Raw genomic sequence first — 26709 nt, 5'->3', positions numbered from 1 at the left:
ACTTGTACTTACGAAATATAAATAGTTTTCTTTTAATGTAGCCTTTTGATTATGTTTCTGTAAATCAAGTTAATTTGATATACCCACTGCTCTGGAAAATAATGCAAATGAATTCATATCTTTACCCAAAATCGAAAAATATGTTGTTGCGGCACCCAGCACCCGATGTTAAAATGCTGCATCACAACAAAACATTTACATGTAATGAATATGTTTGTGGTTGTTATTAATCCAAAAAGCATAACTTAAACATAATTTATTTTAATTTCTTATTAGAGGTCATAAAAATGGAGCTTCCAGTTGCGCAATTCCCTGACGTACAAGCAAATAAACCACAAATACCCATAAACCTTACACGCGTAGGTGTGACCGGAGTTAAAAAACTTGTTGAGATCAAACGAAAGGACAAGCGTCCGATCGTACTTATTTCAACTTTTGAAATCTTCGTGGACCTACCTTCAGATCGTAAAGGTGCAAATCTCTCTCGTAATTTTGAGGCGATCGATGAGGTTCTTGAAAAGGCTATCAATATGCCTGTTTATGAGATAGAGGAACTTTGCAGCGATGTTGCAAGGAACCTTCTGGGCAGGCACGAGTATGCCACCTGCTCCGAAGTGCGTATGAAAAGTGAATACGTGGTCAGAAGGGAAGCCCCATCCACAAAAATGAAGTGCCAGGAAGTTGTGGAGATATTTGCAGAAGCTATTGCCACAAGACCGGACAAAGAAGAGATCGATGTCAAAAAGCTCATCGGTGCAGAAGTTGTCGGCATGACCGCCTGTCCTTGTGCTCAGGAAATAATGAGAGACAATGCAAAGGCAGCACTGCGTGAACTTGGTGTCGACCTCGAGACTGTTATTAATTTCCTTAACAAAGTACCAATGGCAACTCACAACCAGAGAGGACGTGGTATAATCTCACTTGAGGTCAGCGGTGACGTAGTGATCTCACTGGATACAATTATTGAGATCATTGAAAATTCAATGAGCTCCAGTATTGTCGAGCTTCTCAAACGTGCAGACGAGGCAGTCGTTGTGGAAAGAGCTCACAAAAATCCTAAGTTCGTTGAAGATTGTGTCAGGACAATGGCAAAAAAAATTGTCAGCGAATTCGAACATGTTCCTGATGATGCTATTGTTACGATCAAGCAGATCAACGAAGAGAGCATACACAGGCATAATGCATTTGCAGAAAGGGTTGCACTTCTCGGCGAACTAAGGGAAGAGATAAAGAACAACTAAGGAGCGATCACATCTTGGATGAAGAGGTTTCAACTGTCGATATAAACGGTGCTCCAATAACTATTGGCAGCAATGTCAGGTATATCAACACAGATACTATTGGAGAAATTACCGACATCAAAACAGATGATGAAGGCACATGGGCACTTCTCAACACAACCGAACTCTACTACAGGGTGGATACTTTACAGATCACAGACAAAAAAGCAAGTGCAGGCAAACAATACGCTGTTTCCGAAGAAGATATGAAAGAACGTATCAAAGAGCAAGCCGAAGCTGCACAATCAAGCACATTGGAAGAAGTTTTCCAGGCAACAGGAGGAGGTTAATTTTCCTGCCTCCGTTGTTAACCTTTTTTTTGTAATTGTTTATTTTCTAACACTTTCTCTTTCTGATAAAGCACAGCACATTATAAATTTTGGAACACTAGTACTCTATTCTTACCGGTTCTTCTCAAGCAATGTAAGGGACCTTATCCACTCGCCCTTCGGCTCTCTGGAAGTGCCCACTACAAGTCTCTTAATGTCACCCACCTGTTCGACGACACCCTGTGCATCGATGACCTCTCCTTCCAGCGCCTGTCCCGCATAGGTATGAGTGTATGATAACACATGATCGATCTCATCGTGGTCGACCCTGTAAACAGAAGGATTATCGAAAGCAAGTTCAGCATCAGTAACTGTTGCTTCGATCCTCATTGTACCAACGTCTGTGCCTCGTGGAAGTGGCTCATTGATCTGATCCCAATCTCGCACGAACAGCAGGTCGAAATAGGTACCTCCCACCATTCCTCTGTTGCCCTTACGTTTCTCATGAAGGATGAATTCCTCATAGGAGATCTCAGGAATTCGCTTGTTATAAATACGATGCCACATCGCCTCATCGATATCCTCAATAAAACCGCCCTGCTTCTTTGCAGCTGAAATTGCATCCCTTGCCTTGAACCAGTCATTACCATAGACAACAAAATCAACATCAGATTGATCATTTTGCAATCCCGGCAGGAATGAACCGGTAACACCCATCTTTTCAAGAGGAATGCCAGCACTGAGTAGCACATCTGCAACAGCCTTCACTCTCTCATCCTGGTTTACGAGTTCAGGGACAGGATCTGGAGGATAGAGAACTTTTTTCACCTGATCCTCGGGAACGATGTGTACATCCTGCACCCACTCAGGCCTGTTCTCACGCATAAAGTCGAAGGCAACATCGAAATCGTATTTGCGATACTTCATCCCATTTAGCTGACGGTCACCGGATTCATCCGGAACGTACCTCAGTACACACCTCACCCCTTCAGGATGAAAATAATCTGCCACCGCAAATATCCAGTCATCTTTTGTAATAATGAAATCTCTGATACGTGTCTTTATCATTGTGATCTACCCACGGTTATTGAAACTAACTCAACAGATGTATCTTAGAACTTATAAATACTACACATCGATCAGAAGATCAGGAAATATGCATGGAAAGCGCTATTTCATCACAATCCGGAAACTTCGGACATTTGATACAGCCACTCCATATCTTATGAGGAAGGGACGATTTATCCACACGTTTGAACCCATTCTTCTCAAAAAAAACAGGTGCATAGGTCAATGTGAACACTTTTGTAACACCAAGTTCCCGGGCATCATTAAGACAGGCGTCCAGAAGTTGGGTACCGATTCCTTTTTCCCTATATTCCGGAAGTATCGCAAAGGACAGGACCTCGGCAAGATCCACCCATAGGACCTGAAGCCCACAGCAACCAACGAATTCCCCTTCTACTTCATAAACATAGAAATTACGGATAGCCTCATAGAGTTCACTGACCGAACGAGGAAGCATCTGGTCCTGGCTTGCATAATAATTGATGATCTTTTTAATGGCATCAACATCCTTTAGTTCAGCTTTCCTTATCAATATGCAAGCTCCTGTTTTTGTAAAAATGATAGAAGAATAATAGCGGGCGTGAAGGGATTTGAACCCCTGGTTTACAGCTTAGGAGGCTGCCGCCATATCCTGGCTAGGCCACACGCCCTCGCGCTACTCCTGTAATGTTAATCATTCTTTTAAACTTATTGGTTAAAATGCAGGACAAAAGAACGCTGTAGATCATTTGAAGAGTGAATTATTATTGTTACATATACATAAAGATATAAGAATGAATTTGCTTCTAGAAACTTCCCGGAAGGAGAATTCGACAAAGCTATATATGATTATTATTATGATGGGCAGTGAGGAGAATTACTTCAAAAACAGGAGATAAACATATGAAGATAGTACACGCACAAACAGTCCTTGCAGAAGAGCAACTACAGGAATTAAAGAAAAAATGCAACAGCTCATCTACAAAAGAAGCACTAACCATTGCTGTTGAGCACTATCTTGAATGTGAATACACTGATATGAACGAAGACATGTGGGCCAAAAAGATGGAAAAGATCGTTCAGAAAAAGAAAGAAAGCAAGAAGTGAACTGATTCTCATAAGATCCATTTGTTACATGAACATGCTTTTTCGGCAACTCATGTAACATGCCCTTACATCACATTTTTACATACCTTATCCTCTTTTGATTATTTTATTTGTAAGAAAAATTTTGATGAAATGTACATAAACCACTTATACCCGAAGTATGTTAAAATAAAGCCTGTCTGATCGATTTATTTGAACGACACGGATTGATAGGAAATGACATCTTCATATCTAATGCCTTTAATAATGATGCCCATACTGATCTGCTTGATAGCTGTGGCTTATTACATCTTTGTGCCGGAAAATTTTAAAAACGATCATAAGAGGAACTACAAAGGGATGTTTTCCCTGGATACATTACCATATCTTTTGTCAGCATGCTTTATCTACATACTTGTAAAATCCCAGCTGGCAATCATCAATTTTCTGGACAGGGGAACATACACCAACTATGCCAGATATATGATCCTGATCGAAGGTGATACGGTCGCCTATTTCCAGAATTTTGCTACCCCAATGTTGACATACGCCAGTGCGACCGTTTATTTAATTGGATTTTCCTTTCTGCTGATCTTTACATTCTTATTACTCATGTATACACAAAACCTCGAGGTTTTGCAGGAATATACTATCGCTTTCGTCGCGATCTACCTGGTAGCACTGCCATTTTATATTTATGTACCTGTCCCAGTAACAGGTTTTACATTGCCAAATGTTGTACCCCTGTTGTATGACCTTAGCCCCATAATCCTGCAAGGCGTTACAATTGTCGACCCGTTCCTTGACAATTGCTTCCCTAGCCTTCATGCAGCATTATCTGCCATGGCCATGTTAATGGTGTTCAGAACCAATCTTACGAGGTTCAAGATATTTTCACTGGCAACCACAGTTGCTATCCAATTTACGATACTGTATCTTGGAATACACTGGATCACTGACATGATCGGGGGCTTTATACTGGCTTCGCTAAGCTATTTTGTTGCAACCCGATACAGAACATCCATTCTTAAATTGCCAGAGCGGATCGTGCTGACCTTGGAGAAAAGAACTGATTTGGTTGATGCTCTTAATTCAGTCCTTTTATCCAAAAAGCTCATCAAATGATAGCCTGACATCCACCGGAATGAAAACATAACTGTATTTTTAAAATGCTTTCAGAATCATAGATAGCATTCTTATTTTTCAATTTTTGCCCTGCTCTTTTAATTCATATTATTTCCGGACCCCATGAACATTGATGAAAACAGATATTAAATACTATCTAAATAATATATACTATGGTACTTGTGCATGAATTAAGATAAAATATAAAAAGTGATGACCATGACAGACAAATTAGGTTTGATCCTTGAAAACAGAGGTCCTATCAAAAAGATAGGTGTGCTTGGAATGGGGTACGTGGGAATCCCTGCAGCTGCTCTTTTTGCCAACTCCGATAAATTTGACCATATTCTGGGATTCCAGAGGGACTCTAAGAGTTCCGGTTATAAGATCGAAATGCTTAACCATGGAGAAAGTCCTCTAAAAGGAGAAGAACCCGGTCTGGAAGAACTACTAAAGAAAGTAGTTGACGAGGGCAAATTTAAATGCACGCCGGATTTTTCAAGAATATCCGAACTCGATGCAGTTACCCTTGCAATACAAACACCTTTCTCCGACCCTGCAAGCCTCCAGCCAGATTTTAGTGCACTCACTGACGGCATACGCAATGTAGGAAAGTACCTGAAAGAAGGTATGCTCGTAGTACTGGAATCTACCATCACCCCCGGAACCACAGATACACTTGCCAGGCAGATCCTTGAAGAAGAATCAGGACTGACAGCCGGTGAGGACTTTGCACTTGCACATGCTCCGGAAAGAGTCATGGTTGGTCGCCTGCTGAAGAACATACAGGAACACGACCGTATTGTGGGTGGCATCGATGAAGCCAGCACAAAGCGCGCAGTGGAACTTTACAGCCCGGTACTAACAAAAGGCAAGATAATACCGATGACAGCAAGGGCCGCAGAGGTTACCAAAACCGCGGAGAACACTTTCAGGGACCTGCAGATAGCAGCAATCAACCAGCTGGCATTGTACTGCGAGGCCATGGGCATCAATGTTTACGATGTGAGAGCAGGAATTGACAGTCTCAAAGGTGAAGGGATCACACGTGCAATACTATACCCCGGCGCAGGTGTGGGAGGGCATTGCCTGACCAAGGACACATACCATCTCGAGAGAGGAGTTGCGACCAGCGAAGGAACACTTGATTACCCTGAGGACACGGATTCCATTTTTGTACTTGCAAGAAAGGTAAATGACTTTATGCCAAAACACATGTACCATCTGACAAAGGAAGCCTTGAAGCGCATCGATAGGGAAGTAAAAGGTTCAAAGGTAGCTATTCTTGGATGGGCATTTATCAATGATTCTGATGATGCACGTAACCCACCGTCAGAGCCTTACAGGGACCTTCTGGTAAATGGAGGAGCTGAGGTATTGGTACATGATCCGCATGTTCTGAACTATCCTGGCGTGGAGATCATAAAAGACCTTGATAAAGTTGTAGAAGGTGCAGATGTTATTGCAATAATGACCGGGCATTCCGGTTACTTTGAACTTGGACCAGAACAACTAAAACAGTTGACTGGAAAGGAAAATACAATAATTGTCGATGGAAGGAATGTTGTAGATCCGGATACGTACATCAGTAATGGCTTTGTGTACAAGGGGATTGGAAGGGGAGACAAGAACGACCATCCGATCGTTTGAACAATCTGACCATAAGAACACTTTAAAACTGATCGGCAGTAGTCTGAACTGAGCCGAGAAGAGAAAAGAAAGAAAGAAAGCAGTACGATCAGAATTCCAGCCTTTCTTCACCTATTTTTAGCAACTGAATCTACCCCACATTATAGAACTAATATTAAATTTATATGAAGACTAAAGAATCTAGGAATACTTTAATAATTGCTGACAATATGCTTGTGCAAATCATCTAAGGATAAAAAACGTGAAACTCCGAAGTTATTTGCACAATCCAATCCGAAAAAGGAAAGCGGAATCAGAAAATATCTGTCAGTATAGGGTCCGCCAGACGAAGAACCAGAGGACCATACAGATTAATTGTTCTCAATGCAACCGCACTTCTACCCTTAATGACCCAGTCTGCCGTGAGATGATATTCAATACAATTCTTACAGAACCCATATCGAACAGGCTTATTCTTTCCCACCTTTACGAGCGCGACTATGAAGGAAAGGAACTTGCGATCCTGTATGAATTTGCAAAGTTGGGAGATGCTCTTGCAAACTACAATAATGTCCAGGTTACATGCAATTGTTCACACAGGGAATATGACAACTGCATTTCTTATAGAAAGGAACTTATCAATAACATCATCAGTTGCTCAAAGAGTGAACCATCAGTATCATACAAGCTCCTTAAAGAGATCAACATTGAGATGATCGAGATGCCTGACCATCCGGAATGCTCAGGATGTATTGCAAACTTCCATTCCATTGTCAGGGAAATGCAGGAGATTACTTCTGAACTTAACATCGACCTTACCTGCGAAATTGCCTGCGATGATGACATTGATACTGACAACGATGGTAGCGATGGTAGCGATCAAATTGGGTATGATTATGATAAACAGATCAAACCTCACGTAAGACCCGCCTTTTCAACGTCCCGCATATACACGGAACCGCCCGAGAATACCCGATTCATGGAATGTTATGACGTCAGGAACAATGATGGAAGGATGCTTCAGATCTCCATATATGAGATGACGGACCGACCTGAAAAGCTGTACATGGTGATTCCCCTTGAATACAACCTGTCCCATGAAGACCTCGGCATGATCGAACGGGTCAGGAAAAAGCTGATAAGATTCCGTCCTGACAACATGAACTTCGCAGATCCTGTGAACTCAAGGGAATACATCCGCAGGATCGGAAAACAGATGTTTGAAGAGGATTCAAAGGTTCATAGAATCACGCTTAATCCACTTGAAATGAGGACATATTCTGACATTCTTGCAAAATATACCACTGGTCTGGGAATACTGGAAGATGTGCTTTCAGACCCGAAGATCACGGATGTCTATGTGAATGCACCTGCAGACATCAACCCGGTCCATGTAGTAGTGGATGGAGATGAATGTATCACCAACATCTTTCTTTCACAGGATGATCTGGACTCCATGGTCTCAAGATTTCGAGCCATTAGCGGCAGACCTTTCGGGGAAGCAACTCCCATACTGGAGATGGAGCTTCCGGAATTCGGAGTTCGTGTATCCGTTATCGGTGATCCTCTAAGTGCCAATGGGCTTGCTTATGCCTTCAGGAAACATGCAAGGACACCATGGACATTACCAAAGCTCATCAATACCGGATCGATCTCACCTCTTACAGCCGGCCTCCTGAGCTTCCTAATGGACGGGGAAGCATCGATACTTGTAGCAGGAGACGTGGGAGCAGGCAAGACCTCACTGCTGTCTGCAATGATGATGGAGATCCCTCAGAAATATCGTATCCTGACAATAGAGGACACAAGAGAGATTCCCATTGAGGACCTGCAGCAGCTGGGATGGAAGATCCAAGGCATGAGCTCACGCTCATCGATACTGAATACCAGTATAGAGGTGAGCCCTGACGTTGCATTACGTGCAGCCCTGCGTCTTGGAAATTCCTCGCTCGTTATTGGAGAGGTCAGGGGACCTGAGGTCAAAGTGCTTTATGAAGCAATGCAGGTAGGTACTGCAGGCAATTCTGTTCTGGGAACCATACACGGAGCATCCACAAGAGCGGTTTATGAGCGTATAGTACACACCCTTGGAGTGCCACCTGCATCTTTCAAGTCAACTGATGCAGTGGTGGTCTGTACCAACACACGGGTCGGAGGAGGCATGAGCAAGAAACGCAGACTGACGCAGATCTCAGAGGTTACCACTGGCTGGGATGACGATGCTGACCCGGAGGAGATCTTTGCAGAGATCATGCAATACAACGCTGCTGATGACTCATTGATCCCTACAGATATACTGGACAGGGGACAGTCCGAGCTTATTGAGAAGATCGCACGCAAATGGGGGATCAACATCGATGATGCGTCGCTCAACATACGTATAAGAGCAAGGATAAAGCAGAAAATAGCCCATGCGGGTTCACTGGATCCCAGACTTGTGGAAGCAGATGTGGTGAGCAAAGCAAACAACATTTTCTGGCTGTACATGGATATGGAAAAGAACAATGTCGGCGGACCGGACTATGAAAAGGTCTATGAGAAATGGAACAGCTGGTTCGACAATTTCTCCTCGGTCTACTTTTAACAGGAGTGGTAAAATGGAAACAGGAATGTCAGAGAACTGGTATGTGCGTAGCTGCAAATTCACATCACTTCACTTTTCCAGATTCATAAGAGACATCAATGCTTTTTCTAAAAAGACCGAAGGATCGGTCAGTCAGGAATACCGGGATGCGATCATCTTTACAGGATTTGTGATAGAGCCTTTCGAAACCGTGCTTTTCTCTTACGCAGGTTCGTTGATAGCACTTATCATATTTCTCACCCTGGATGCAGTGCTGTTCCAGATAACCACGTTCAACCCAACTGTACTGACATTCGTAGCCTTGATGACATTGCTTGTACCTTTCGGAATACTGCTCTACCTGAGCGAGTATGTGAAGATTCATGCCAAATACATGAAGATACGATCCATAGGAGACATCCCCGAAGTCCTGAGCTACGTGGTAATGTCCATGAGACTTGTCTCGAACATGGAAAAGGCAATCCATTTTGCTGCGCTGAACTCAAGCAGGCCACTTGCAAATGATCTCAGGAAGATGCTCTGGAACCTGCAGGTGCGCATGTATTCAAGCATGGATGATGCATTGCTGGATTTTGCAGAGATGTGGGGAAAGAACAGTGAACATTTCAAACGTTCCCTTCACCTTATCAAAAGTTCAACCAGCGAACCTGACGAAGCCCAGAGGGTCATTACACTAAACCGCGCCCTAGACATCGTGCTGGATGGTACAAAGGAAATGATGGAACAGTATGCAGCACGCCTGAAGACCCCAACATACGTCCTGTATTCGATCTTCATACTTATCCCCCTGGCACTTGTGGCATTACTTCCTGCAATTACCGTTGTAGGAATAAGGTTCGACGCTTTGACCCTTGTAATACTCTATAATGTGATCCTGCCACTTGCCACTTTTGTATATGCTGAATATATCCTGATGCAGCGACCGGCAACATTTCTTCCCCAAACCATTCCGGAAACCCATCCCCAGCTAAAGGACATAAGGAAAAAGAGGAAAGTTGCAACTACCATGGCAGTTATGATCGGACTCTTCGTCAGTTTTTCAGGTTACATTTACACGTATCTTGGAAATCCCCTGAACATAATTTCAACAGCAACCCTTGAAGGGATAATGCCTCCCACATTGCTCATCATCTGGGGAATAGTAATTGCTTTTTCCATCTACATGAATGCGGCATATTCCCCATACAAGAAGATACGCGACGATATCCACAAGATGGAAAGTGAATTTGCAGATGCATTGTTCATACTTGGCAGAAGGATATCAGAAGGGCGTTCTGCGGAAGAATCATTTGCACACACATCTAAGACCATGAAAGGTTCACATATCGGAAAAGTGTTCGAAAGGATCTCTATCAACCTGATAACCATGCGAACGAATATAAGGGCTGCAATATTCGATGAAGAGTTCGGGGCTTTCAAGGACATATATTCAGACAGGATCCAGACCACAATGATCATGTTCACGGAGAGCGTTCATAAAAGTCATCTTTCAGCAGGTATTGCAATTATCAAACTTGCTGACCATCTGAAAGAGTTGCAGGCTGTGGAGAAGAACATCAAGCACTCATTGTATGATATGACATCCACAATGAGAACGACCGCCTGCATATTTGCACCACTTATCGCAGGTGTGACGATAGCGCTCTCGGAAGTTATCTCCAGGATCCTCCAGAACGTTGCAGAAGGAGTTTCAAGACTTCCTCAGAACATCGTCCCCGGACCTGCACAGATATCTCCTGAAAATCTTGACCAGACAATATCACCAGACCTGTTCATGCTGTCAATTGGGATATACCTCATACTCATCACAGCCATTCTTGTGAGATTTTCAAGTACGATCGAAAATGGAGGAGATAGAACACAATTCATGTATGATCTCGGGCAGTCTCTGCCGATCTCCATAATAGTTTTTACTGTCACTGCAATAGTCTCAAGGATATTCTTCAGAGGGCTTATATGACAATATCCAAAAAGCAGTATTGCAAGAGCAAATTCCAAAACCCGATGTTCAAAAAGCAATCTCCAAAACTCGATATTCAAAAGAGAATGATCAAAAAACAACATTCAAAATGGGATCAATCCACATAGACAAGAGCTTTCACAGGACAGACATTGATGCACTTCATGCAAACAGTGCATCTGCTATGATCAATGCTGACCTTTCCAGCCCTGCGTTGTAAAGCCCCGTAGGGACAAATGTTATCACATTTGCCACAATTATTGCATCCGATGACAGCTATACAGCCTTCTGCCTTACTCATCTTCAAACAATAATATCACAAAATAGATACGCTTTTGCATCTAAACCAGACTTATATACAAGAGGAAATATGAACGACAATATGAAAGGAATCATCCATACGGATAAAGGGTCTTTCTACAATTATCTCACAGAAGGCTGCAAACTGTGCCAGAAAGGTGCCAAGATGGTGCTTTTCATTACTGGTATATGCGGCAGGGGATGTTTCTATTGTCCACTTTCAGAGGAACGAAAGAAGGATGTCACCTATGCCAATGAACGTCTGGTGAAAAGCGATGAGGATGTTATCAATGAAGTGCTCCAGATGGATGCTTTGGGAACAGGCATTACCGGAGGAGAGCCACTTATAAGGTCGGACCTAGTCCTGCATTACATCAAACTTCTGAAAGAACAGTTTGGTAAAGAACATCACATACATCTGTACACTTCGATCGCCCCTGACAGGAATTTACTAAAAGCCCTTTCAGAAGCTGGGCTGGATGAGATCAGGTTCCACCCACCACAACATTTGTGGAAGAAGCTTAAAGGATCTGAATTTGAGCGTGCAATAAAGGATTCCACTGAACTTGGCATGGAAGTGGGTATGGAAATCCCCTCCATAGAAGGGGTGAGCGATGTCAGGGATGTTGTCATAGACACAGGTTGTTTCCTGAACCTCAACGAACTCGAATTCGCGGATACGAATGCAATAGCTATGAAAGAGAGGAATTTCCTGCTTAAGAACGACATGAGCAACGCTGTGGAAGGATCGGAAGCATATGCGATCGAACTTGCAGACAATGTTCCAAAGATACATTTTTGTTCGTCAAGATATAAGGATGCAGGACAACTGCGTGAACGTCTGCTCAGGATAGCCAGAAAGACAGCACGCCAGATCGATGAGATAACGGAAGAAGGGACCATTGTTTATGGATCCATTGAAGGTGCTGATACTGACAGGATGATTGAGGTATTACATCAGTTCGAACTATCTGATGACCTGTTCGAAGTAAAGGACAAAACTATAGAGTTACCCTGGTGGCTCATCGAGGACATGGCAGAAGAATTAAAGGATGAAGGATTTGTTCCATCGATCATTGAGAGATATCCTTTTGAGAATGGACTGGTTGTTGAGGTAATCCCACTCTGATACCAACATTTATAAGGATTAATGTTGTAGTGGGAACGCGTTCTGTATCATAAAACAAATAAATTAGCATAAGTTTATAAATAGAAATTACATAGATGTAAATGAGGTGTTTGTGCTGGAGACTATTGAAGACCGGGTTAAAGCAAGGCTTATTAAATATTTAGGCCGTGATGATACAGGTATACGTGAAGATGTGTTGAAACTCTTCCTGGAAGGAGGAACCTTCACTACAGGCGATGTCTACAAACATCTTAATGAGAAAAAATTTGATGTGAGTTACAGAGGCGTTTCAGCAATGGTTGGTCTCATGAACACGAGACTTGGCATACTCAGTATAGACGTAACCGGTGATCATAATATCTACCTGCTGAAAGAAGACTATAAACCTATAGTTAAGGCAGTTCTTGACAACTATTGAGCATCCACAGGATGTTACCCATTCTCTTTTGTTAGTTCTTTGGGTGGAATCTTCATGATAAGATCCATACTGAACCTTTTCTATGGCACTTATGAAAGGTCTCTTTCAAGAGACGTTAAAAGCGGACCTGTCCCGGAACATATAGCTATAATTATGGACGGAAACCGCAGGTTTGCCAACAAACTTGGGAAAAAGACAAATTACGGACACACAAGAGGAGCCGATATAACCGAGCAGGTTATAGAATGGTCATATGAGATCGGTGTTAAGGAACTTACTATTTATGCATTTTCTACAGAGAACTTCAATCGTTCCACCGATGAAACAGTGCAACTCTTTGAGCTTATTGGAAAGAAGTTCGATCATATGCGAGAGAGCGAACGCACACATGAAAAAAAGATCAGAGTGCGTGTGATAGGAGACCGCACCCTCCTGCCAGAGGACCTTCAGGAATCCGCTGAAAGAATTGAACAGGCGACGAAGGATTATGACAAATTCAACCTGAACGTTGCCCTAGCATATGGTGGAAGACAGGATATCGTACAGGCTGTCAGGAAAATGGCAGATAAGGTACTGAAGCGTCAGCTATCATTGGACGATATTAATGAAACCACAATTGGCGACCATTTTTGTCCTGCAGAAGGAGCAGCCGTATCCAACGTTGACCTTATAATACGCACAGGAGGAAATGAAAGAGTATCAAATTTCCTGCCGTGGCAGGCCAACGGGAATGAATGTGCCGCATACTTCTGTGCACCATTCTGGCCGGAGTTCCGCAAGATCGATTTCTTACGCTCAATTCGCATCTACCAGACACGCCTGGCTGAACAGAAAAGGAAAGAACAGCATAGAACAACGCGTTTTCTTAGTAAGATAAGGAAAACGAATAAAAGCTAATATTGATCATCGAACACATTCGAATACATCAAAGCGAAAGTAAACAGACGTTATTCAAGAGAAAAAACAATTTGAAAAAGAGGGGCCGCAGCGAAAGCAAACAATCCTGACGGGATGGAGGAACTACGGCCAGTGCTTAAACGAGCTCATTTGTGCGCTCTTACGAATTCTTCGAATTGTTCATAGTATCTTGCCCTGTTTACCAGTTCTGTAAAGAAATCATCCATATATTTCACCTCAATTAACAGTATTACTTCTGGATATATTAATGACTGCCAAGCGGGGTGAAAGTATTCTGCCGTTTTCTGCCATATGTTAAAGATAACAAATAATTAGACATTATTACCAAAGATTTTCCATGTCAATTGTGGTCAGATAATAAAAACATGGAAAGTTATATGTACCGCTTCATGTCAATAGAGGTTTAGAGTACATTTGCATGGAATTTCCATAAATAAAAACAAAACCATTAATGAAAAACAAAGGAGTCAATATTATGAATAATATCTACAAATACCTCAAATATGCTACCACCGGGGAAGAAAAGTCCGAAGAAAAACATGACATGGAAGTGTTCATGCGATCACAGGAACTGGCAGAGGAATATGATATCAAATATGATGGCGAGAGTATCGTTCCAACTGATACGAGCCTTGCAGACTCTGTATTTGAAGCTGCAGTCCAGCTTTTGAGATCCCAGGGGATCTACTGTATCGACACAAAGAAAACGATAAAGATCGAAGAAGAGGATATTATCAAATCCCTGAACACCTCTGAGATGCTTGAGATCGGAAGACTAAAGGAAAAGGTCATCGTTCCTTTTAGATACACAATGGACTCCGAACCACCGGTTATAATCGGAGGTCCCATGGGAGGTACGGTTTCCGAGGAAAACTTCCTTGAAGTTCACTTAAGCTCGGCCATGGAGCCTATCGTACAGGGCTTATATGCAGGCGCCCTGGAAAAGATGGGTGGAAAAGGAATACGCGGTAAAACACCTTTTGAGATGCTTGCCGCCCTGAAAGAAGCGAGGGAGGAAAGGCTTGCAACAAAACTTGCAGGACGTGAAGGTCTTGCATTGATGGGGCCGGGAACACCAACTATTTCACCGGCATACATGCTGGTATCTTCTGATGAACTTTACTCCAGTGCAGATGTTCAGGAGGTCTATCAGCTGGATGAACTAAAGACCGACTATGAAACGTTCTACAAATCCATATTCCACCTTGAGCACGGAAATCATTTCCTGAGCGGGCAATGTCCGGTTTTCGGGGGTACAGGTATTGGTACACCTGAAGGACTGGCCATCGTTGATGTAGCAGAGACCATCCAGTCAAAGATACTTACCAGTGCAAGTGTACACGTATCCGGTGCTGTGCATGTGAATACAAATTCATCCTCAACAAAAGAGATCATGTGGGGATCTAATCTATCATCCATTGCCATTTCACGCAACATGCACCACTACACAGCACGATATTACTGGAATCTTGCAGGATGCTGTACTGACATGATGTTCTATGAGACCGCTGCACAGGCTATTGGAGATACTGTTTCCGGAAGGGACATGCTTATCGGACCTGTCGGAGCTCGCGGAGCGGGTGCAGACCACTCCACTGGACTTGAATCCCGGTTCATGGGAGAAGTAGCACACATGGCTACAAGCCTGTCACTTGCAGAAGCAGATGAAGCTGTCCGAAAGATCTACAAAAAATATGAGAACTTGCTGGTACATGCTCCTGAAGGTAAACCTTTCAGAGAATGCTATGACGTAAGATCGGAATATGAGATGAGACCCACAGATGAATATATGGGACTCTACAGGGATGTGTTTGCAGAGGTTAGCGGATACTGCGGTATTGAATAAGATTCGTGGAATTATCATGAATGATATTTTCGGAATAAACGGAATACAGAAATTCAGGAACAGGTCTGTGCTATCTTCACAATATCTTCCGGACCAGCTTGTTGGAAGAGAAGAGCAGGTAAAAGAAGTGGCTTCGCTGATCAGGCCTGTACTCCACCACGGAGAACCTGTAAATGCCTTGATATCCGGAAAAAAAGGAACCGGCAAGACAACTGTTGTTAGATTTGTTCTAAAACAACTGACCGGGACCATTGAGAAAGAAGGGCTTAATGTTGTGCCCGTCTTTATCAACTGCCGGAAGATCAACACGACCAGCAAGATCATACTTGAGATCTTGGATAAAGTATCACCAGAAACAGAAGTACCAAAGACCGGGCTTTCCATGGGCAAATATTATAGAGCGCTATGGAAAGCACTGAACGAAAAGAGAACTACAATCATTGTGGTCTTTGATGAGATCGAAGCGCTGAAGAACCACAGCATACTCTACGACCTAAGCCATGCCGGTGAGAATATGAGCATCGAAGATGATATATTCATAGGCATCATTGGAATAACTGACGATATGTTCTTTTCGGGGAGAATTGAGCAGAATATTGTTTCATCACTTCAACACAGGAACATTGTATATCCCCCATATAGCAAGGTTCAGATCGAGCAAATACTGAATGGACGCTGTGCCATTGCGTTTGAGGAAGATATCGTTGAAAAGGAAGTCATCCCATTGTGTGCAGAGCTATCCGGGGAAGAACATGATTCAGGAAAATCCCTGAGATTGTTAGAAAGGGCTGGGGACATCGCCGATAGTTCGAATGCAGAAAAGGTTACTGAGAACCATGTGCTACTCGCAAATGAAGAGATGGGAGATAACTATCTCGTAAGTTCACTGGAAAATCTTCCAATACATTCAAAACTTGTATTGCTTAGCATCATCAGGTTGACCAGAGAGCTGAACGACAAGATCACAACAGGGCAAATTGAGACGCTCTACAGGAAATTTTGTGACCGGATAGGCACTAATCCCCTGGGACGCACCAGCGTTTCCGGGATTGTCTCAGAGTTCGACATGAAAGGGATCATTTCCGCACCTGTACGAAGCAGGGGAAGATATGGCAAAACACGCCTTGTATCAATGAGAAAGAACCCACAGAAAATAGAAAATACGCTTTATTCAGATTACAGGCTTAAGGAACTGTGACATGAATACGAGTTATATAAATGGAGATCAGCATGAAACTAAATCTTGGAATTGATGCAGGAGGCACTTATACAGATGCCGTTGTTGTAAGAAGCCCGGATGATTCTATAATTGCGTCCTATAAGGCTTTGACAACCTATCCAGATCCACTGGATGGTATTCGTGAAGCTCTTGACGGGATCGATCAGAACATTCTTTCACAGATAGATGTTGTGTCAGTATCGACCACCCTCTCCACCAACACGATCCTTGAAGGCACCGGTTTCCCTGTGGGACTCATCCTCGTAGGAGACTATTTTATCAGCACAGACCTGCCCACAGAACATTTTATACAGGTCAAAGGAGGGCACGATAGCAAGGGTGCTGAAGCAGAGCCACTTGATGAAAATGCAGTAAGGGAATTTGCACAGAGGACAAAGGAGCATGTTGCAGCATTTGCTGTTTCTTCATATTTCAGCATTCGAAACCATGAGCATGAACTGAGGGTCAAGGAAATCGTCAGGAAGACCACAGGCATGCCAGTGGTATGTGCACATGAGCTTTCACAGGACCTTGGCGCATTTGAGAGGGCTGTGACGGCATTCTTCAACGCACAATTGCTGCCCATAACGGAGAAGTTCATGTCCAGTGTGGAATCCGAGATCCGCAACCGTGGAATGAAAGCCAAGATATTCATGCTCAAATGTGACGGGTCGGTAGTTGGCATCAAGGGTGCACTGGAAAAACCCATCGAATCTATATTCTCGGGTCCTGCCGGAAGTCTTGTAGGTGCTTCTTTCCTTTCAAAGAGAGATAGCTGTGCAGTCATAGATGTAGGCGGAACGAGTACTGACGTGTCCGTGATAAGAGATGGCGTCCCGGAAATGAGTGAAGCCGGCGCTGTTGTAGGCGGATGGAAGACGAGGGTCAAGGCCATCAGAATGGAAACATCAGCACTTGGAGGGGACAGTGATATCTGGGTCCGTACATCAAAGGTAAATTTCGGACCGCGAAGGGTCATACCCCTATGCAGGGCAGCGGCACAGTTCCCCCAATTCGTCGAACAACTTGCCAATAATCCAATGCCTTCAAAGGGTTTAATAGGAATAAACTTCCAGCCGACCAAGTTCTACATAAGAACGAAGTATGAGCCGATGGAATTGAGCGATATAGAAACAGAGATCCTTAATGCGATCCCGGCTGAGCCGACATCCCTCAAGGAAATACGCAAACGCATAAACAAATATCCTTCATCGAAGCACCTGGACATACTCATGCAGAAAAGGCTAATACAACCCATCAATTTTACACCCACGGATGCTTTGCATGTGCTTGGTGAATATACGGAGTATAATGCAGAGGCATCCCGCATCGGTGCGCAGTATCTCGGATCCCTTTGTAAGATGGAAGCAGAGGAGTTCGCATCCTATGTCAAAAAGGAGTTTGCCAAGAACATGGCGGCGGACCTTGTTTCATTCTTCCTGGAGAACATATCAAGGGATGAGATACGTAATATCTTCGATGTTGAATCACCCATCCAGTTCAAAGTAGGAGTTCCAGTGGTGCTAATAGGTGGTCCTGTGATCGCATATCTTGAAGAGATGAATAACTTGCTGGATGCAGAGATCATATTACCGGAATTTGCAAGTGTGGGTAATGCCGCAGGAGCATTAGCTGCAAAGGGTATCAGGAGAGTTGAGATCCTGATACGACCGGTTTCCATGGCCGCACCGGACTGGGAGTTCTACGTTTATTCAGAAAAAGGAAGGGAGAACTTCTACGAATATGAAGAAGCATTGGAACATGCCCTCAAACTGGGGGAGGATACCGTTCGGGAATACATGAGAGATGCAGACCTTGACCCGGATTCCGTGAAGATAGATATTAAAAAGGATGAGGTGATCCTTGAAAGTTCTGATACACTGGTAGAAACAAAGATCGTTGTTTTGGGTGTAGCGGAACACATCGAAGAAGAGAACTAACAAAATACCTGACCTGAGAGATGCTTTTGCATTCCCATTCTTTTTTTATTTGAAAATTTCATTGGTTGATCAAATTAGTAGCTAAATTGATCATCAATTAATAGGCGTGATCAATCATAGATACATCAATTGGTAGGTAGCATCAATTAATAGATACCAGTAATTCATAGATACCGCCAGCTAGAAGCCATAATTATTGAAAATAATAAAATGGTGCGGGAGGTGTGATTCGAACACACGAACTCCTACGAGACTAGGCCCTCAACCTAGCGCCTTTGGCCTGGCTGGGCAACCCCCGCAAAAAGGTTGTTGCTTAAATATATCGAGTTACCATCCTGAAAGATCTCAGGATCGCATCGTTAAGGCGTTTATCAGAATGATTTGGTGCGGGAGGTGTGATTCGAACACACGAACTCCTACGAGACTAGGCCCTCAACCTAGCGCCTTTGGCCTGGCTGGGCAACCCCCGCAAATGAGATCTTCTGAAATTAAATATAAAGTAAAAAGGAAATCAAGATTTCCAATTTACAGTGTGCTCAGGATGTTTTGCATCTCAGAGGCTTTTCCCTTAATGGTATTCACTGCATTTAAGATTAACTGTTGAGCAGTGTATGAACCATCAGATTCCATTGTGAAAATGAAAGATCTTTCATCTACACCAACGGAAATAGCATCTATATCACATGAATCCTGACATAATCTGCACAATGAGCACTTGAGAAGATCGTCCTTGGAGATCTCAGCAGTTTCTTCACCGAGCTGAATTATGTTTCTTGGACATGCATTGACGCATATGCCGCACCGGTCACATCCCTCAAAGGTTATCACAGGCATGTTCTTATAGCCGCAAGCAACGCCTGCCTGCCATTTTGCATGCTTATTTCCATAACCCATGTGAGCAATTGCCTCAAGGACAACCTTCTGGCCGGTCCTGAGATCAATTATAGGAATGTTCTTGTCTGCTGGCTGTACGTTAGGGTCAGATGAGACAATGTCACCAGAATGAACGATGACCTGCTCCTCTTCACCCGCTTCAGCGCTGAGAGTCAGAGAGACAGTACATGCAGGACAGCCACTACCTTCACAGGTACACTTATCCTGCGGCACAAAGTCCTCAAGACTGGATGTGAGGGGGATCAAACCCAACCTCAATGCCAGCTGCTCGTCATACAGAACAGAAGTATTATTATAGATATTCACGTCATCGATCGCTAGCGTCGGTACATCGGCAAGCATTGCCCTACGGACACCATTTGCAAAAGCTGCAGTTGTGCCTGATAAAATGAACTTTGCTGACCTATCGGATAACTCAAGTATATCTATTTCCATTGGAAAACCTCTGTTCTTTGTGATTATACACGCCTTCCGCCTTTTGGACGAGTTCCATCATGGGGTACTGGTGTAACGTCTTCGATCCTTCCGATCCTGACGCCTGCTCTTGCAAATGCCCTGATCGCGGCCTGTGCGCCTGGACCCGGACTTCTCTGCTTGTTTCCTCCAGGTGCCCTTACTTTGATATGAACACCTTCGATACCCTTGTCTTTAAGAGTATCTGCAAGCTGGCTTGCCATCTGCATAGCAGTGTATGGGGAGCTTTCGTCCCTTGCTGCCTTTACAACCATTCCACCAGAGGATTTTGCGATGGTTTCTGCACCAGTGAGATCAGTCACGGTGATGATCGTGTTGTTAAATGAACATTTGATGTTTGCAACACCCCAGATTCCGTTTGCCATATTTTACTCCTCCTTATTCCTCTACGAGTGATGATGCGATCTGTGCAGGTCTTTCAGGGTGAGCTTCTTTGGAAATTGGAGACTTACCGTAGTAGTCAATTGCCATTTCCTGCTCCTTTGTGACCATCATACCAGGTACAGTTACCCTCTTCCCATCTATAGAGATGTGGCCGTGGGTGATGAACTGCCTTGCCTGACGTGCAGTGCGGGCAAGTCCGAGCCTGTGGACCTGTGTCTGAAGCCTGCGCTCCAGAATAACATCAGTCTGAAGACCAAGAATATCATCAATTCTGGAATCAGATTTCAGAATTGAGTATCTGATAAGTTTTGCAAGGATCTGATCTGCTTCGGTCTTTGCATGGCCGGTAAGATCGGATTCTGCAGATTCAGCAAGAAGACGCCTTGCATCTGCCCTGAACCTTCTCAGTACACTGTGTGATTTCCAAAGTTCCCTCTTGTTACGAAGACCATACTTTTTGACGAGCTCGACCTCGCTTGCCATCCTAGCAGCCTGCCAGGGGTGCTTTGGTGTATCATAAGATTTTGTGCTTTTACCAGGATATACCATATTGCATCACCTTTATTTCTTCTTCCTTACACCAATGGTGCTACCACGTCTTCCAGTGGACTTGGTTCTCTGTCCTCTGACCTTAAGACCTCTCTCATGTCTGAGACCACGGTATGCGCGTGCCTTCTTAAGGTTGTTAATGTCTTCCTTCAGGGTCATAACGATATCCTGACCAAGAAGATGTTTGCTGTCCCCGGTTGTTGGGTCTCGCTGCCTGTTGAGCATCCATACAGGAAGGTGCTGCTCGAACTGCGCAATTGCAGTATCAAGTTTTTCAACGTCCTCATCAGGGAGGTAACCGATCACTGCATTTGGATCGACACCAGTACTATCTACAATAACACGAGAGGCTCTTAACCCGATACCACGGATACCGGTCAATGCGTACTTAACCCGCTGGCTTCCCTGCAGGTCAGTATTCATTATACGAACCAGATGTCTAATTTCTTCGTCTGCCATATAATATCCTCCTTAAGGGTGTAAACAACACCCCGTAGCCTCGGAACACATTGGTTCCGACACAGCCATGTGGCTTTTTAAATTTTTATAAATTCAAAAGCGACTCCGCTGAATATACAATTTCTGGTATATAACATTATTTATTACAATTCTTTGGCATGTTCAGTAAGAACATTCCATACTAAACTATACCAGAATATAACTAACAAATAACAATATCATATATATCCATATCGAATCCCAATATAAAATTCCCCGTGCCGGGAAGTTCAAGTCCCAAATTCAAGATACCTTCCAAATGAGATATGCTCAGTTACGGCAAGAAGAGCACCTGCAATAATGAACATGCAACCAACTATCGTCTCGGCAAAGATCGCATTATGAAGAATAGTATAGTCAAAAAAGATACCACTTACCGGTTCCAGCATTGCAAGTATGCTGGCGGCCTGGGTCCGAACCCGTGAAAGGCCGTTGAAATACAGAACACCACTGATACTTGTATTCACCAAACCGAAAAGCAGGAGCATCAGAAAGTTCTCCCTAAGCACCGGAACGGACACAGTGGGGGCAAATGGCACAAGCACAACAACACAGAAGACAGTTGCCCAGAAAAACTGCGAAAAGCCGGAATACTCATCCCTGACGTAACGGGCAGTCATGATAATACAACTGAATGATATTCCCGACAGGATACCAGCCACGATACCAATAAAATGGAGATTTCCCATACCAGAGCGAATAAATGTTGCAGGGTCCACAATAAGGAAGATCCCGATCATGGACAGGACCAATCCAACAAGGCCAATTCTTGTCAGCTTCTCTTTAAGAACGACAGGAGATAATATGGTCACATACATGGGTGCAGTATATAGTAAGAGTATTGCTATTGAAAGCCCGGAATAAATGATGCATGTGAAATAGAAAGATATGGTCATAAGCTTGAAAACACCAAGAAGCAGAAGATGACGCCTTTTTCCACCCAATCTGAGGATCCCTGTTTTTCCGGTAAGGCAGAGATAGCCCAGCATGAACACTATACCTATCAAAAGTTTGTAGAATATGATCGGCAGAGTACCCATATCATGAATGAAAGCGAGAAATACACCCACCATACCATATATTATGCATCCGGAAGTGATTTCCAGGTAGCCCCTTATCGGTGCTGAAGCCATGGCCATTCATATAGAATGCACATTATATAGAACATCTCCAACATCACCAGTATGGATAAATACAACATATGACAATTCTATTGAATATAGGTGAATAACATGGATACAGGACTACTATTCCCGGGATTTGGAATATCACATTTGTTCGCAGCTTTAGTGTTCTATATATACTTCGCCTATTCATTACAGGTTATCGCTGCAAAGACACAGACAGCAAATGTATGGATGGCATGGATACCTATACTGAACCTTCTACTAATGGTAAGAATATGCAGACTATCAGGCATAGCCTTGATACCATTTTTCATACCTTTTATAAACATTATTTATGCTGCCTACATCTGGGGAGAGATCGCATTCGCCGTCAACAAATCAAAATGGTTGGGACTTGTCATATTAGTACCAATTATTAATTTAGTGTTACCCGGATATCTTGCCTTTTCCGATTAAAAAAGGAGGAGCTCCTGCCCCATGGAAAGGAACGTAAAAGCTGTCCTTTTTGACATGGACAACACCCTATTTGATTTTCTGGAAGCAAAGCTTACTGCATGTAAAAAGATGGTAGAGCATCTGGGTGCAGGAAATCCGGAAGCCATGCTCGGATATTTCCTGCGAGGCACACCCGGTTTTGAAGATCTTGAGAACATTAAGGACTATCTTCTGGACAATGAGCTTTACTTCGAAGAGAATTATGAAACCTGTTGCAGGATCTATGAAACCATTAAAGTGGAAGCTCTTGTGCTGTACCCCGGGGTGAAGCATACACTTGGAGTCCTGAAAGAAGAACGCATTTCTCTGGCACTGGTCACCGATGCTCACTCACACCAGGCCACCAAAAGACTGGAAAGAATGCAAATAATAGAATTTTTTGATTTCATTGTGACCAACGACATGACAGGTGCCAAAAAACCTGACCATAAAGTATTCCATTTTGCACTTGACCTTTTGGAAGTCAAACCGCCGCAGGCAGTTTTTGTAGGAGATAGCCCCCGGAGAGATATCGAACCTGCAAGACAAATAGGAATGATAACAGCTTACGCTGCTTATGGAGATAGTCGGCACTATTCTGATCAGGTTGAAGCAGACATAATATTATCAGGCATTACAGACGTTCTGGACTTTGTCCTCACAAATTAAAAGGGCAAGGAGAATATCCTTTAATTCTCCTTTTAATTAAGTATCAAATAGCTTTGATCTTACCAAACTGTGCCTCATAAACTCCCACTGCGTCCGGAGCACCTTGTAACAGCTTTCTTATCCTGTTGTAGACACTTGGAACTTTATCCGCATCAAGACTGTCAAGCATTTCTGCAAGTATTGAGACCAATGGCAAATGATATTCATCCTCCATTAAGTCGATGTTAGCAAAGATATTGAGGAGATTTGTTGTGCTGTACTCGTTAACCGATGCAAGTTTGAGCAGAATGGACTGAAGAAGTTCACGCCCTGATTCCGTCTGCAGGGATATCTTCCTGTTCCTTCCAAAACCACCGTATAGAGCACGCTGATCGTTGGCCTGCTCAATGCGGAAGGAATCTGAAGCCTCGATGTTCCTCACAAGAGAAACAGCATCAGAGCTACTGTTTCCTGCAACTATTGAAAGGAAAGCCTCCCATGCAACAAGGTTCTTCCTGGATTCTTCCATGAAGTTCTCCAAAAATTCCATCTTATCCTCAGCAGAACTGTTAATGTAACAGTCAAATGCCACAAGCCTGTCACTTGCACATGATGCCTCAACAAACTGCTTATTGCATAACTGATGCACAAATGGAGTGTCAAGAGTAGCAAGGATTCGCAACACAGTGTTCTTCACCTGACGTGCCTTGATGACACGAGCATGCTCCTCAAGAGTATCATCCTGCGGTATCGACACCTTCAGGTACTTATGATAAAGATTCAGGAGGGAAACAGTGTTATTTCTTGCAATGCCTTCAAGGATGCGTTTTTTCACATCAAAGAGCATCTGGTAGCGATGTGCTAACCTTTCATCTTCCACTGATTCAAAGATAGCAAGGAACTGCCCACCCATCTCTTCCATCAAAACATCATCATCAATGAGATCATTGAACAGTTCGATGAACATCTCAGATACTTTTGCCTGAGGATCAGCCATCAACCTCATTTTCTCCCTGTCCAAAAGAGTGTAGTAGGCAATGAAACGGTTGATCATATCGCTGTCCTTCCTTACCTGCAAAAGAAGTTCTTCATCAGAAACTTCACGAATGACCTTTCCATAGAAGGAATAACCACGATTTACAGATACAAATGCAGGGGCTTCAACGTTCTCGATGGCAATATTAGCATCCTCGGAACATATCCATTCGCTAATTTCCACAATGTCATTTCCATCCTCATCCACCAGAGCTGCAACAAAGGGGAATTCCCAATACTTTCCACCCTCCGGAACTTCCTGATGAAGATCTAATGTAAAGAACATACTGTCCGCATCATAGGAAGTATCAATGTGGACCATCGGGAATTTTGTCTGTGCCAGCCATGTCTCAGATATTTCGGAAAAGTCCATACCAGAGGATTCTTCCATCGTCTTCAGCCAATCAGAACCTGTAGCATTTGAGTGGCTGAACTTCTTATGATAGATATCAAGAGCCCGGGCAAAGTTTTCCTTACCCATAAGGGTTTCCAGCATTCTCACGAATTCAGGAGCTTTTACATAAGTAACCGCTGTGATCAGGTCATTGGGATCATTGAACCCTTCGGGAACAATGGACATGGAAGCTGCACCACTGTCAAGTGCAAAAGTACCAACCCCGGGTGCCAGAAGATCAAGAACGTTGGACAAGCGACTGTAGTTCTCTCCGAAGACAAATGCATGGAATTGGTGCTCGATGTGAACAGTCACTGCCTCATTAAGCCATATCTCGAACGGGCTCCAGCCTGTGACCTCAGAACCGTTTATGTTATGATAATATTCATGGACCTTGACACGTACCATATACTCAAATGAGGGATCAGTAGTTTCCGGGTATGGCATAATACGGTTGGTTGTGATGGTAGTGTTGCCAACATTCTCCATACCGCCAAAATCGGAGTTTTGCATACCGATCTCACGATAGACGGTACCTGTATATTTGTATCCCATAGTAAGCGAGCTGTCGAGCTTTTTAAGCTCATCCCGTAAGAATACCAGGTCATCAGACTTCCCTTCAGACTTGAGAGCATCGCGTACCCGGACCAGGTCATATATTTCCTTTCTCTTATCGATATCATTGTACTGCTCAGGACCTGTGAAAAGATAGGTCCACATCGCTGAATCATAGAGTACATCCAGTGCTTTCTCTGCCGGATAAACATCCGATTCCGGCGGCACCAGTAGCTCAAGGTCGAAAGTATGACCATCGGGGTATTCGAACTCCCTTGTAAATGTCCGGTAGGTTCCAACCCCGAGGAAGAAAAGGTAAGTTGCCATTGGCGTGACGGAATTATCGTAGACGATCTTAGCCCTACCATTACCCACGGAATGTTTATTCTCCACAACATCACCATTGGTTATGAGATTTGTATATCGCTCGTCCGCGATGATGGTGGTTGTGTAAGTACATTTGGCGGTCATGTCATCGATACATGGAACGATACGCTGGAATCCCCACTGCTGGCACTGTGTTATCTGCTGTGGCGGTGCCCCTGCAGGAGTCTCGTCATAATAAAGACCTTCAAGGACATTCCAGGTCGGCTTGCATACGGTTTCCGTATGGATCACAAGTTCTGTGTCTGCCGGAATTTGACAACCAAATCCAATAGAAAGAATGTGCTCATCTGTCCTGTATTCGTAGGACACATCATGATCTTTACAGCTAACTTTTTTTATTTCAAGATCACGGCAATTAAGATCAAGTGATGCTATCGGTTCCCCAAGGGTCCTGACCTTGAGGTCCGAACTCACATAAGTGTGATCATCGTAAACATCGAACAAAAGGTCCATATGAATGACCTTTACTGTCAGTTCTCCAAAATCCTCCGGATAATACTTGTAGATACGCTCCATTCTTTCACACCTAGTTTTCTAAAG

At 43.5% G+C, this 26709-nt stretch carries 24 protein-coding genes and 3 tRNA genes; 15 read left to right on the top strand and 12 right to left on the bottom strand.

What is annotated here, in order from left to right:
• Positions 1 to 287 precede the first annotated feature (287 nt).
• The gene (mptA, locus tag BMX02_RS10390; RefSeq protein WP_091690610.1) at positions 288 to 1241 is read left to right on the top strand and encodes a GTP cyclohydrolase MptA; all 954 of its coding nucleotides are present in this window, start codon (positions 288 to 290) and stop codon (positions 1239 to 1241) included.
• A gap of 14 nt (positions 1242 to 1255) precedes the next feature.
• The gene (locus BMX02_RS10385) at positions 1256 to 1570 is read left to right on the top strand and encodes a DUF2098 domain-containing protein (protein WP_091690609.1); all 315 of its coding nucleotides are present in this window, start codon (positions 1256 to 1258) and stop codon (positions 1568 to 1570) included.
• A gap of 111 nt (positions 1571 to 1681) precedes the next feature.
• On the opposite strand, the gene BMX02_RS10380 is transcribed toward BMX02_RS10385, so the two are convergent.
• The 3 genes from BMX02_RS10380 to BMX02_RS10370 form a co-directional block, all read right to left on the bottom strand.
• On the bottom strand, positions 1682 to 2617 hold the full coding sequence (locus BMX02_RS10380) for a nucleotidyltransferase domain-containing protein (protein ID WP_091690608.1): 936 nt from the start codon (positions 2615 to 2617) through the stop codon (positions 1682 to 1684).
• Between the two features lie 79 nt (positions 2618 to 2696).
• Entirely contained in the window at positions 2697 to 3149 is a 453-nt protein-coding gene (locus BMX02_RS10375; protein WP_091690607.1) for an N-acetyltransferase, read from the bottom strand.
• Between the two features lie 43 nt (positions 3150 to 3192).
• Positions 3193 to 3267: transfer RNA gene (locus BMX02_RS10370), tRNA-Arg, on the bottom strand.
• A 232-nt stretch (positions 3268 to 3499) separates the two neighbouring features.
• Between BMX02_RS10370 and BMX02_RS10365 the strand changes: the two genes are divergently transcribed.
• The 5 genes from BMX02_RS10365 to BMX02_RS10345 all read left to right on the top strand — a co-directional run bounded on the left by BMX02_RS10365 (position 3500) and on the right by BMX02_RS10345 (position 10980).
• Complete coding sequence (locus BMX02_RS10365) at positions 3500 to 3703, top strand: DUF5371 family protein (RefSeq protein WP_091690606.1); 204 nt, start codon at positions 3500 to 3502, stop codon at positions 3701 to 3703.
• A gap of 339 nt (positions 3704 to 4042) precedes the next feature.
• Complete coding sequence (locus BMX02_RS10360; protein ID WP_244625301.1) at positions 4043 to 4807, top strand: phosphatase PAP2 family protein; 765 nt, start codon at positions 4043 to 4045, stop codon at positions 4805 to 4807.
• Positions 4808 to 5026: 219 nt separating this feature from the next.
• Positions 5027 to 6457, top strand: a complete 1431-nt coding sequence (locus BMX02_RS10355) for a nucleotide sugar dehydrogenase (RefSeq protein ID WP_091690604.1) — start codon at positions 5027 to 5029, stop codon at positions 6455 to 6457.
• A 406-nt stretch (positions 6458 to 6863) separates the two neighbouring features.
• Positions 6864 to 9020, top strand: coding sequence for a type II/IV secretion system ATPase subunit (locus tag BMX02_RS10350; protein WP_091690603.1), 2157 nt, complete (start codon positions 6864 to 6866; stop codon positions 9018 to 9020).
• 13 nt (positions 9021 to 9033) lie between these two features.
• On the top strand, positions 9034 to 10980 hold the full coding sequence (locus BMX02_RS10345) for a hypothetical protein (protein WP_244625300.1): 1947 nt from the start codon (positions 9034 to 9036) through the stop codon (positions 10978 to 10980).
• Positions 10981 to 11095: 115 nt separating this feature from the next.
• Here BMX02_RS10345 and BMX02_RS10340 read toward each other — a convergent pair whose 3' ends face one another.
• Complete coding sequence (locus tag BMX02_RS10340; RefSeq protein WP_091690644.1) at positions 11096 to 11281, bottom strand: 4Fe-4S binding protein; 186 nt, start codon at positions 11279 to 11281, stop codon at positions 11096 to 11098.
• An 81-nt stretch (positions 11282 to 11362) separates the two neighbouring features.
• Here BMX02_RS10340 and BMX02_RS10335 point away from each other — a divergent pair, with 81 nt between their 5' ends.
• The 6 genes from BMX02_RS10335 (at position 11363) to BMX02_RS10310 (ending at position 18750) form a co-directional block, all read left to right on the top strand.
• On the top strand, positions 11363 to 12409 hold the full coding sequence (locus BMX02_RS10335; protein WP_091690643.1) for a radical SAM protein: 1047 nt from the start codon (positions 11363 to 11365) through the stop codon (positions 12407 to 12409).
• A 106-nt stretch (positions 12410 to 12515) separates the two neighbouring features.
• Positions 12516 to 12827, top strand: coding sequence for a DUF2551 domain-containing protein (locus BMX02_RS10330; protein WP_177165267.1), 312 nt, complete (start codon positions 12516 to 12518; stop codon positions 12825 to 12827).
• Positions 12828 to 12881: 54 nt separating this feature from the next.
• Positions 12882 to 13724: a polyprenyl diphosphate synthase gene (gene uppS / locus BMX02_RS10325; RefSeq protein ID WP_091690602.1), complete on the top strand. Its 843-nt coding sequence runs from the start codon at positions 12882 to 12884 to the stop codon at positions 13722 to 13724.
• Positions 13725 to 14220: 496 nt separating this feature from the next.
• The gene (locus BMX02_RS10320) at positions 14221 to 15591 is read left to right on the top strand and encodes a monomethylamine:corrinoid methyltransferase (RefSeq protein ID WP_091690601.1); all 1371 of its coding nucleotides are present in this window, start codon (positions 14221 to 14223) and stop codon (positions 15589 to 15591) included.
• Positions 15592 to 15607: 16 nt separating this feature from the next.
• Complete coding sequence (locus BMX02_RS10315) at positions 15608 to 16789, top strand: Cdc6/Cdc18 family protein (RefSeq protein ID WP_167879338.1); 1182 nt, start codon at positions 15608 to 15610, stop codon at positions 16787 to 16789.
• Between the two features lie 32 nt (positions 16790 to 16821).
• Entirely contained in the window at positions 16822 to 18750 is a 1929-nt protein-coding gene (locus BMX02_RS10310; protein ID WP_091690642.1) for a hydantoinase/oxoprolinase N-terminal domain-containing protein, read from the top strand.
• Between the two features lie 211 nt (positions 18751 to 18961).
• On the opposite strand, the gene BMX02_RS10305 is transcribed toward BMX02_RS10310, so the two are convergent.
• From BMX02_RS10305 to BMX02_RS10275, 7 genes are all read right to left on the bottom strand, one after another.
• A tRNA-Leu gene (locus BMX02_RS10305) sits at positions 18962 to 19049 on the bottom strand.
• Positions 19050 to 19132: 83 nt separating this feature from the next.
• A tRNA-Leu gene (locus BMX02_RS10300) sits at positions 19133 to 19220 on the bottom strand.
• 55 nt (positions 19221 to 19275) lie between these two features.
• Complete coding sequence (locus BMX02_RS10295; protein WP_091690599.1) at positions 19276 to 20079, bottom strand: DNA-directed RNA polymerase subunit D; 804 nt, start codon at positions 20077 to 20079, stop codon at positions 19276 to 19278.
• Positions 20080 to 20102: 23 nt separating this feature from the next.
• The gene (locus BMX02_RS10290; RefSeq protein WP_091690598.1) at positions 20103 to 20483 is read right to left on the bottom strand and encodes a 30S ribosomal protein S11; all 381 of its coding nucleotides are present in this window, start codon (positions 20481 to 20483) and stop codon (positions 20103 to 20105) included.
• Between the two features lie 13 nt (positions 20484 to 20496).
• A complete protein-coding gene (locus tag BMX02_RS10285; RefSeq protein ID WP_091690597.1) occupies positions 20497 to 21051 on the bottom strand; it encodes a 30S ribosomal protein S4 in 555 nt (184 codons plus the stop codon).
• A 12-nt stretch (positions 21052 to 21063) separates the two neighbouring features.
• On the bottom strand, positions 21064 to 21510 hold the full coding sequence (locus tag BMX02_RS10280) for a 30S ribosomal protein S13 (RefSeq protein WP_091690596.1): 447 nt from the start codon (positions 21508 to 21510) through the stop codon (positions 21064 to 21066).
• 269 nt (positions 21511 to 21779) lie between these two features.
• Entirely contained in the window at positions 21780 to 22682 is a 903-nt protein-coding gene (locus BMX02_RS10275; RefSeq protein WP_167879335.1) for a DMT family transporter, read from the bottom strand.
• A gap of 99 nt (positions 22683 to 22781) precedes the next feature.
• Here BMX02_RS10275 and BMX02_RS10270 point away from each other — a divergent pair, with 99 nt between their 5' ends.
• Together BMX02_RS10270 and BMX02_RS10265 are read left to right on the top strand one after the other, a co-directional pair.
• A complete protein-coding gene (locus BMX02_RS10270; RefSeq protein WP_091690594.1) occupies positions 22782 to 23132 on the top strand; it encodes a DUF5684 domain-containing protein in 351 nt (116 codons plus the stop codon).
• A gap of 21 nt (positions 23133 to 23153) precedes the next feature.
• On the top strand, positions 23154 to 23819 hold the full coding sequence (locus BMX02_RS10265) for an HAD family hydrolase (RefSeq protein WP_091690593.1): 666 nt from the start codon (positions 23154 to 23156) through the stop codon (positions 23817 to 23819).
• 43 nt (positions 23820 to 23862) lie between these two features.
• Here BMX02_RS10265 and BMX02_RS10260 read toward each other — a convergent pair whose 3' ends face one another.
• Positions 23863 to 26685, bottom strand: a complete 2823-nt coding sequence (locus BMX02_RS10260; RefSeq protein ID WP_091690592.1) for a M1 family metallopeptidase — start codon at positions 26683 to 26685, stop codon at positions 23863 to 23865.
• Positions 26686 to 26709: the final 24 nt, after the last annotated feature.

Origin of the sequence: Methanococcoides vulcani, from assembly GCF_900111645.1 — an archaeon.
In the GTDB taxonomy this organism is placed as follows: domain Archaea; phylum Halobacteriota; class Methanosarcinia; order Methanosarcinales; family Methanosarcinaceae; genus Methanococcoides; species Methanococcoides vulcani.
Note: the sequence above shows the minus strand (reverse complement) of the source record. Positions and strands in the feature narration are given on the sequence as shown.

Coding starts and splice junctions, on each gene's coding strand:
- mptA (WP_091690610.1), top strand. CDS start 288: ATGGAGCTTCCAGTTGCGCAATTCCCTGACGTACAAGCAAATAAACCA.
- BMX02_RS10380 (WP_091690608.1), bottom strand. CDS start 2,617: ATGATAAAGACACGTATCAGAGATTTCATTATTACAAAAGATGACTGG.
- BMX02_RS10365 (WP_091690606.1), top strand. CDS start 3,500: ATGAAGATAGTACACGCACAAACAGTCCTTGCAGAAGAGCAACTACAG.
- BMX02_RS10360 (WP_244625301.1), top strand. CDS start 4,043: ATGTTTTCCCTGGATACATTACCATATCTTTTGTCAGCATGCTTTATC.
- BMX02_RS10355 (WP_091690604.1), top strand. CDS start 5,027: ATGACAGACAAATTAGGTTTGATCCTTGAAAACAGAGGTCCTATCAAA.
- BMX02_RS10350 (WP_091690603.1), top strand. CDS start 6,864: ATGATATTCAATACAATTCTTACAGAACCCATATCGAACAGGCTTATT.
- BMX02_RS10345 (WP_244625300.1), top strand. CDS start 9,034: ATGGAAACAGGAATGTCAGAGAACTGGTATGTGCGTAGCTGCAAATTC.
- BMX02_RS10340 (WP_091690644.1), bottom strand. CDS start 11,281: ATGAGTAAGGCAGAAGGCTGTATAGCTGTCATCGGATGCAATAATTGT.
- BMX02_RS10335 (WP_091690643.1), top strand. CDS start 11,363: ATGAAAGGAATCATCCATACGGATAAAGGGTCTTTCTACAATTATCTC.
- uppS (WP_091690602.1), top strand. CDS start 12,882: ATGATAAGATCCATACTGAACCTTTTCTATGGCACTTATGAAAGGTCT.
- BMX02_RS10320 (WP_091690601.1), top strand. CDS start 14,221: ATGAATAATATCTACAAATACCTCAAATATGCTACCACCGGGGAAGAA.
- BMX02_RS10315 (WP_167879338.1), top strand. CDS start 15,608: ATGAATGATATTTTCGGAATAAACGGAATACAGAAATTCAGGAACAGG.
- BMX02_RS10310 (WP_091690642.1), top strand. CDS start 16,822: ATGAAACTAAATCTTGGAATTGATGCAGGAGGCACTTATACAGATGCC.
- BMX02_RS10295 (WP_091690599.1), bottom strand. CDS start 20,079: ATGGAAATAGATATACTTGAGTTATCCGATAGGTCAGCAAAGTTCATT.
- BMX02_RS10290 (WP_091690598.1), bottom strand. CDS start 20,483: ATGGCAAACGGAATCTGGGGTGTTGCAAACATCAAATGTTCATTTAAC.
- BMX02_RS10285 (WP_091690597.1), bottom strand. CDS start 21,051: ATGGTATATCCTGGTAAAAGCACAAAATCTTATGATACACCAAAGCAC.
- BMX02_RS10280 (WP_091690596.1), bottom strand. CDS start 21,510: ATGGCAGACGAAGAAATTAGACATCTGGTTCGTATAATGAATACTGAC.
- BMX02_RS10275 (WP_167879335.1), bottom strand. CDS start 22,682: ATGGCTTCAGCACCGATAAGGGGCTACCTGGAAATCACTTCCGGATGC.
- BMX02_RS10270 (WP_091690594.1), top strand. CDS start 22,782: ATGGATACAGGACTACTATTCCCGGGATTTGGAATATCACATTTGTTC.
- BMX02_RS10265 (WP_091690593.1), top strand. CDS start 23,154: ATGGAAAGGAACGTAAAAGCTGTCCTTTTTGACATGGACAACACCCTA.
- BMX02_RS10260 (WP_091690592.1), bottom strand. CDS start 26,685: ATGGAGCGTATCTACAAGTATTATCCGGAGGATTTTGGAGAACTGACA.